The 1,561-nt window shown below is 45.9% G+C and carries 3 protein-coding genes; all 3 read right to left on the bottom strand.

Features of this window, described 5'->3' with window-relative positions; all coding sequences use genetic code 11:
• Nucleotides 1–822, bottom strand: an 822-nt coding sequence (locus MTBBW1_RS16870; protein ID WP_080805100.1) for an RpnC/YadD family protein, incomplete at its 3' end; no start/stop codon positions are given.
• Between the two features lie 16 nt (nucleotides 823–838).
• Nucleotides 839–1,183 (bottom strand): UDP-N-acetylglucosamine 2-epimerase, encoded by a 345-nt coding sequence (locus MTBBW1_RS16865; protein ID WP_080805099.1) that lies wholly within the window; start codon nucleotides 1,181–1,183, stop codon nucleotides 839–841.
• Complete coding sequence (locus tag MTBBW1_RS16860) at nucleotides 1,141–1,497, bottom strand: hypothetical protein (protein WP_080805097.1); 357 nt, start codon at nucleotides 1,495–1,497, stop codon at nucleotides 1,141–1,143. The genes MTBBW1_RS16865 and MTBBW1_RS16860 overlap by 43 nt, the downstream gene beginning before the upstream one ends.
• Between the last annotated feature and the right edge of the window lie 64 nt (nucleotides 1,498–1,561).

Raw genomic sequence — 1,561 nt, 5'->3', positions numbered from 1 at the left:
AGCAATTTCAGAGATCATCTCAATAGACAAACCTTTCTTTTCCGCGTTTCGGATCATGGTGACCACTTTCTGTTCGCCTTCTTGACGACCTTCTTGACGACCTTCTTTACGACCCATATCTTTTATATATTCTGCCAACATAGCAGTCTCCTTATGCTGAAATAATTCCTGACACAACTGCCTCTGCTCTTCCGACTTTACCTCAGCGTACAAATCAATGAACGGAACATACTTTTCAAACAATGACAGTGCGGCCAATTGAAAAAGCCCGATGTACGCCTGCCGGATCACTTCACTACGCTCCGATGGGTCATAATTCATCTTGGGCAGCAGTATCTTCACCACCGGATTGTTTACAGTATAAAAATCACGAGCATTGAAGTCAAACAGCTTGCAATAGATGTACTCGAAATAGACAAAAAGCTGATCTGCCATTCGGCTTTCCAGTCGACGCAGCACACTTGTTCTCCATTTCCTTCGGTCAGTGAACAAGACAGCTGGGATGACGGTTGCTTCCGGGTGTTCCTCCATCAGATCCACGGTGTAGCGCATCAACTTGTGAATGGAAAACCGACTTTTGTCTTCCTGAAATTCTACCAGCCACAACAGAAGAGACTGCTTTTCAAAGCGAAATAGAATCGGCATGTCAAGCGCAAGATTGGCATCGGAAAGCTGATGTTTTTTGGGCTCTTGACGGACAAAGGTGATTTCTTGCACGGCTCCCCACTGCTCCAACGCTTTGGGAAAGAAAAATCGCAAGGACTCTACAGGAAAATCCAACAGGATATTCTTGAAGTTATGATCGTGAGGAATGTTGTTCATTGTGTTGAATTTTCCATTAAGCCTTCAATATTTCCACTATCCGTTCAGATGCCTTACCATCCCAAAATTTCGGCCGTTGCCCCTTCTTCCATTCTTCTGCATTAACCTTGCCATAGGCATTTAGGATCGCCTCACGGGACGCTCCCACCAGCGCGTTGGTGCCTTCCGTTATGGTAATTGGCCGCTCTGTATTCTCCCGGATGGTAAGACAGGGAATCCCCAGGGCAGTGGTCTCTTCCTGAAGCCCTCCGGAATCGGTCAAGGCAACCTTGGCATCTTTCCAGAGATTTAAAAACGCCATATAGGAAAGGGGCTCCATTAGATGGATATTGTCTGCCGGCTCGATCCCGAATGCCTCCATATTCTTTCGGGTTCTCGGATGAATGGGGAAAATCCATTCCCTGTTCTTCGGTGACCAGGGACAAAGAGATTGTCAGCATAACCGTCCTTGATCAGTTGAGCAGCTTCTCTGCTGCGCTCAATTCTCTCAGGACCAAGAAACAGCACAACAACATCAGCCTTTTGAGGTGGATCACAGTAATCAAGATATTCAGCCGCAGAAATCAGAACAACCTGAAAGAGAATCAGAAAAATGGTTATCTGCCTCAACCGCACTCCCCTCCCACCCAATTCCTTTGAGTTGATCTCTTTACAGCTATCTGTCATATCCTCCATGTGCTGCTCTTTTAATTGATTATCTTCTCAAAGCCCACACCTATTATCTTGTAAGCCTTGTCTA

It is taken from the genome of Desulfamplus magnetovallimortis (assembly GCF_900170035.1).
GTDB lineage: Bacteria > Desulfobacterota > Desulfobacteria > Desulfobacterales > Desulfobacteraceae > Desulfamplus > Desulfamplus magnetovallimortis.
This window is presented reverse-complemented; position numbering and strand designations above follow the sequence as displayed.